At 29.4% G+C, this 6,415-nt stretch carries 5 protein-coding genes; 4 read left to right on the top strand and 1 reads right to left on the bottom strand.

Translation table 11 applies throughout. From position 1 onward, the window contains the following. Positions 1-14 precede the first annotated feature (14 nt). On the top strand, positions 15-731 hold the full coding sequence (locus tag L3B98_RS03485) for a gamma-glutamyl-gamma-aminobutyrate hydrolase family protein (RefSeq protein WP_238915629.1): 717 nt from the start codon (positions 15-17) through the stop codon (positions 729-731). Positions 732-1,038: 307 nt separating this feature from the next. Here the strand turns inward: L3B98_RS03485 and L3B98_RS03490 are convergent, their stop codons facing one another. Continuing rightward, complete coding sequence (locus L3B98_RS03490; RefSeq protein ID WP_238915630.1) at positions 1,039-2,466, bottom strand: MDR family MFS transporter; 1,428 nt, start codon at positions 2,464-2,466, stop codon at positions 1,039-1,041. A gap of 136 nt (positions 2,467-2,602) precedes the next feature. Here L3B98_RS03490 and L3B98_RS03495 point away from each other — a divergent pair, with 136 nt between their 5' ends. The 3 genes from L3B98_RS03495 to fliB all read left to right on the top strand — a co-directional run bounded on the left by L3B98_RS03495 (position 2,603) and on the right by fliB (position 6,282). After that, a complete protein-coding gene (locus L3B98_RS03495) occupies positions 2,603-3,208 on the top strand; it encodes a PadR family transcriptional regulator (RefSeq protein ID WP_238915631.1) in 606 nt (201 codons plus the stop codon). A gap of 433 nt (positions 3,209-3,641) precedes the next feature. Next, positions 3,642-4,919 (top strand): serine--tRNA ligase, encoded by a 1,278-nt coding sequence (serS, locus tag L3B98_RS03500; protein ID WP_238915632.1) that lies wholly within the window; start codon positions 3,642-3,644, stop codon positions 4,917-4,919. Positions 4,920-5,145: 226 nt separating this feature from the next. Beyond that, on the top strand, positions 5,146-6,282 hold the full coding sequence (gene fliB / locus L3B98_RS03505; RefSeq protein WP_238915633.1) for a flagellin lysine-N-methylase: 1,137 nt from the start codon (positions 5,146-5,148) through the stop codon (positions 6,280-6,282). The last annotated feature ends 133 nt before the right edge of the window (positions 6,283-6,415 follow it).

Below are 6,415 nucleotides of genomic sequence, written 5' to 3' on the forward strand. Positions count from 1 at the left end.
AGGAGGAGTAACCAATGAAGCCAATAATTGGATTAGCTTTGTCTAGTAGAGTTAAACCTAAAAAGGTATATAGCGTAATAAATAATGATTACATTAAAGCAGTACAGAAAGCTGGAGGAATACCAGTTCTTATTCCATTTAGTGATAATTTAGAAAATATAAAAGTATATACAAATAAAATTCAAGGAATAATTTTTACAGGTGGGGAAGATATATCGCCTTTGTTTTATAATGAAGAGCCTATAAAAGAAGTACAATGCATAATTGAAAAAAGAGATATATTTGAATTAGAACTTTTTAAGGAAGTATATAAGAAACAGATACCTATTTTGGGGGTATGTAGAGGACTTCAACTTATTAATGTTGCACTTGGCGGTAGTTTATATCAAGATATTAATGTTCAAATTCATAATAGCAATGGTCATTTACCAAAGTATGCTTTAAGATCAAATCTTTATCATTCAGTAAAAATAGAAAAAGGCAGCGAGCTTTTTGATATATTTAAAACAGAAGATTTAAAAGTTAATTCATTTCATCATCAAAGTATAAAAAAACTTGGAGAAGATTTAAGAGTAACAGCACATTCTAGTGATGGAGTCATTGAAGGAATTGAAAGTTTAAAAGAAAAATTTTTAGTTGGAGTGCAATGGCATCCAGAAAACTTAGTAGAACGCCATAGTGAATTTTTAAAGCTTTTTCAGGCACTTATTGATAATGCACGGGAGATATAAATTTATGTATTTTAATATATGACTCAATACAGGGGAGTCTTGAATACATGTCAAAAAAGTACAGAAAAAATAGTTGTTGTGTTTCCGGGATATGGGAGAGATGGAACATTATTTTGAGATTAGAATAAATAAAGAAAATTTAATAATTACAAATCAGTAATACAAAAATAAAATTCCACTAAAACAAATTTTGGTGGAATTTTATTTTTATGTTTATAAATAATTGGTTAAAGTTCATCTAGAAAATAGCTTTACGTGCTAATTAAGATATATAAAATAATTTATTCTTTCAAACGTTAATAATTAACTACTTCCTTGAGTTTTGATCTTTTAATAGCATACTAAGAGGAAGAGCTACTAAAATTATTATAAAAGATATAAAATATACATCATTGATTCCCATTAAATATGCTTGGTTTGGAAGTAATACTTTTGAAATATCAGTATTAGCTAATTCATTAGTGTGCACAGAAGTCATTAGTGTTAGTAAAGAGGTAAAAACACCTATAGCTAGTGAGCCAATACTTTGTCCAACCCAATTGTTAACTGAAGCAGCATTTCCAGAAAGTTCCCTATCTATGCAAGACATACCTATATTAGTCACTGGCATAGTTGATAAAGCTATTCCTACATTACGTAAGGTCATCCATAATATTATGTATAAAGTTGAAGTATCTAAGCTTAAGTGAGACATTTTTAATGAACCGATAGCCATTGCTATAATTCCTGATACAACTAGAAAACGTGGATCCATAAGATTATAAAGTTTTCCAGATATAACCATACAAAGTGCCATCATTAAGGATGGAATAAGCATGACAAGTCCAGCATTTAATGGTGTCATATGCTGAACATTTTGCAAATAAAGTGGAGTTAAAAGAGTTCCAGCATATAGGCTCATGATAACTACAGCTCTTACAATTATGCTCATAGTATAGCCTTTAAATTTAAATATTTTAAGATTTAATGCAGGTATTTTTGTAGTTGATTCCTGTCTTAAAAATATACCTAAAATAATAGCACCAATAATTAAAAGGAATATTATTTTGTAAGATAGCCATCCCCAGCTAGCCCCTTCACTAAATGCAGTTAAAAGCAATACGCTTGCTATAATACTAGTAGAGAAACCAAGAAAATCGAAACCAGCAGGAGGATTCAATTTATAATATGGAGTAAATTTTAATACAATTACAATAGCAATTAAGCCTAGAGGAACGTTCATTAAGAATATGGCCTTCCAGCTAAAAGTTTGTATTAAGAAGCCACTAAGTGTAGGTCCTACAGCAGGAGCAAGCATTGATGCTAGACTCCAAAGACTTATAGCAGTAGCATGTTTTTTTCTCGGGATAACTTGATATATAATTGTCATGGTAGCTGGTGCTGCTAAGCCATTAAAAGCTCCTTGCAATATACGAAAGCCTATGAGTGATTCTATATTCCAAGAAAAAGCACATAGAATAGATGATAAAGTAAAACCTATAAGAGATATCAAATATAAGCGCTTATAACTAAATTTTTCACCTAAATAGCTGGTTATTGGAGCTATAGTCCCAGTTGCCAGCATAAATCCTGTTAATGCCCATTTCGCGGAATCTAAGGAGGTATTAAAATATTTCATTAGATCTATTAAGGCTAAGTTTATGGTGCTCGTCCCCAAAGTTGTTAAAAATGCACCAAGGAAAAGAGAGGATATGACAGGCCAAAAATCCACCTCTTTGTTATTGATATTTTCCATTAAATAATCTCCTTACTTTAATATTTTTGTAAACGTATCATTGAATATATGTAAAAAATGACATATAATTAATAGTAATTATAGAATATATAAAAAAGATATATATGTCAATATTGACATATATGGAGGCGCGATTATGAATAAATTATCTTATGGTTTACTTAGTATCTTATCAACGGAAGCCTTAACTGGTTATGATTTGATGTTAAAATTAAATTTGTTTAGACATACAACTCATAGTTCAATATATCCATTGTTCCCAGCACTTATAGCAGAAGGATATATTGAGTGTACAATTATTGAGCAATCTGGAAAACCAGACAAAAAGGTCTATAATATAACTGAGCAAGGAATCAGTATTTTAAGAGAATGGATAAAAAATAAGGAGGATGGAGAAGAGAGCAATAATGAAATAATGCTAAAGGTATATTGTATTCATATTTTAGATAGAAATTCTGCTATGGAATTCTTAGCTGAAATAGAAGAGAGATTTTGTAAGAAATTAGAGAAGCGTATAAAATCTTTTGACAAGCTTAAGGAGAAGCTTAAAGGGGAGGCTGGAACTACAAATTCATTGAAATTTGGAGCTTATTTATTAAATGAGAAAGTAATAAATGACTCAAGAACTGAAATTATTTGGTGCAGGTGGATTAAAGAACTATATAATAAGAATGATAATATTAATATCTTTAAAGAAAATTTTCAAGAGATATTAAATGATAAAATGCTGAGAGAACTGTAAAAGATATAATTTACATTTGGGGGAATACTTAAGTAAGTAAAGGTTCGAATATTCTCAAAATCAAAGAAATAAGTATTCATACAAATTTTTTACTTGAAAATCATTAGAAATGTATATATAATAGAAAAAGAACAAAATATAGTAATGAAGTAACAGCAATGATGAAAGCTACGATTTATAAATTTCTTTAGAGAGCCGATGGATGGTGCAAATCGGTGAAAGGTTAAATCTTTCCACTTTTGGAGCTGTCGGTGATGAATCGAAAGACTGGTACCCTTTATAGTACTATTATCGAGTGGTTGGTTATTAATAATCAGCAATTTGGGTGGCAACGCGGATCCTTCCGTCCCATATATAGAATATGAGATGGCGGGTTTTTTTACGTTTTTAAATAATTTTAATATATAGATAATTAATTTTAGGAGGAAGAAATATGTTAGACATAAAATTTTTAAGGGAAAATCCAGAAGTAGTTAAAGAAAATATAAAGAATAAGTTCCAAGATAATAAGTTAGAATTAGTTGATCAAGTAATTGAACTTGATGCTGAACTTAGAAAGGTTAAGCAAGAAGTTGAAGCTTTAAGAGCTGATAGAAATAAGAATTCAAAACAAATCGGTGGATTAATGGCTCAAGGTAAAAAAGAAGAAGCTGAAGAATTAAAGAAGAGAGTTAATGCAGATTCAGAAAGAATGGCTGAATTAGATGTAAAAGAAAAAGAATTAGAAGAAAAAGTTAAAAATATAATGATGATAATTCCAAACATAATCGATCCAAGTGTACCTATAGGTAAGGATGACAGCGAAAATGTTGAATTAGAACGTTTTGGTGAACCAGTAGTTCCTGAGTTTGAAATTCCATATCATACAGACATTATGGAAAAATTAAGTGGTATTGATCTAGATAGCGCAAGAAAAGTAGCAGGTAATGGTTTCTATTATTTAATGGGAAATATAGCTAGATTACATTCAGCAGTAATTTCTTATGCAAGAGACTTTATGATAGATAGAGGCTTTACATATTGTATTCCACCTTTTATGATCAGAAGTCAAGTTGTTACAGGTGTTATGAGTTTTGCAGAAATGGATGCTATGATGTATAAAATCGAAGGTGAAGATTTATACTTAATTGGTACAAGTGAACATTCTATGATTGGTAAGTTTATAGATACAATTTTACCAGAGGATTCACTTCCACACACATTAACCAGTTATTCACCTTGCTTTAGAAAAGAAAAAGGTGCTCATGGTATAGAAGAAAGAGGAGTATATAGAATTCACCAATTTGAAAAACAAGAAATGATCGTTGTTTGTAAGCCAGAAGATAGTATGACATGGTATGATAAAATGTGGAAAGACACAGTAGCGTTATTCCGTTCTTTAGATATACCTGTAAGAACTTTAGAATGCTGCTCAGGAGATTTAGCAGATTTAAAAGTTAAATCAGTGGACGTAGAAGCTTGGTCTCCAAGACAAAAGAAATATTTTGAAGTTGGAAGCTGTTCTAACTTAGGTGATGCACAAGCTCGTCGTTTAAAAATTCGTGTAGATGGTAAAGATGGAAAATACTTTGCACATACATTAAACAACACAGTAGTAGCTCCACCAAGAATGTTAATTGCATTCTTAGAAAACAATTTAAATGAAGATGGAAGCATCAATATTCCAACTGCATTACAACCATATATGGGTGGAATTAAAGTAATAAAATAAGGATTTAATAAAATCTAGAAATATGAGAATTATAGGTAAAATTTTTTGCCTATAATTTTTTTTATAAAAAATATCTAAAATCGTGATGAATTCAGTTGTGTTCTTTTAGTAGAAATGCTTCAATAAAAGAGCGTGATTATAATAATTTTGATATACTATGATTGTAAATAAACAAGTTTTGTTTTATGATGGAAATTACAATTATAGAAGTTGATTGGAGTAAATTATGAAAGTAAATAGCTTTCTGCCAAAGTATATGGTGGATTTTAAATGTATAAATTCTAAGTGCATTGATACTTGCTGTGCCGGTTGGGATATAAATATAGATGATGCTACTTATAACAAGTATGTTAATAGCAATGGAGATCTAAAGAAATTAGTTTCTGGAAAATTTGTAAAGAATAATGAAGAAGATAATTCTTTTAATTGTGGATTTATGATTCTTAAAGAAGAAAGTAGATGTCCTTTTTTAAATTCTAATATGCTTTGTGATATACATGGAGAAACTGGTGAAGAAAATCTTTGTATTACTTGTAAGAGTTATCCAAGGGTGTTTAATATTGTTGATGATGTTTATGAAAAGAGTGGATTACCATCCTGTATAGAAATATGTACTCGTGCTTTATTGAATAAGGATAAAATGGAATTTGTTGAATCAGAGGAGGATATTGAAGAAGGCAATATTGAAATAAGAAGAATTATAGATAGTGAAGCCTTTGATGGAACAGAAAGCCTTGTTCAGTATTTTTGGAACATAAGAGTAATATCAATAAATATTATGCAATTAAGAAATTTTTCAATTGAAGAAAGATTAAATATTCTTTTGAGTTTTTATTCTAAGATTGAAAAACTTAATATTCTTAATAAATTTGAAAACATAGATGAAACTATAGAAGAATTCAATAATGGTTTGGTGAATTTTGGAAGTTTAAAAGGAGAAAGTTTTAAAGAGAAAAGTGATTTTTACAAAAGTCTTTGTGATTCCAAATTAGTTGATAATATTCGAAGCATAAGACTAAAAGAGTGTGTAAATGAATATAAAGCTGGGATTTTAAAAGCTGTTGATATAATTAAATATATAGAAGAGGATTCTAAATATATAAGTCAATTAGAACAATACTCATATATTTTTGAAAATTATTTAGTAAACCAAATTTTTAAAGATCTAGTTCCGTTTAACAAAGGAGAAAATCTTATAGCAAGTATTAAAACAGTTATTAATACTTACAGAATAATTAACGCATATGTTATTGGAATTGCTATAAATAGTAATGAGGACATTAAAGAAGAAGATATCATTAGAGTTATTCAAGCTTTAAGTAAAGATATAGAACACAATAAAGTATTTAAAGAATTGCTATAGATATCCAAAGCGAGAATTAGACATATGCGGAACTTACAGAAATTAAACACATATTTATTCCAGCGGACTAATGAAATTTTCGCTGGATGGGTTCTAAGTGGAAGGTTGCACCCATTTCTGCATGTTCCTAAAG

Source organism: Clostridium sp. YIM B02555 (assembly GCF_022320955.1).
Lineage (GTDB): Bacteria > Bacillota > Clostridia > Clostridiales > Clostridiaceae > Clostridium > Clostridium saccharoperbutylacetonicum.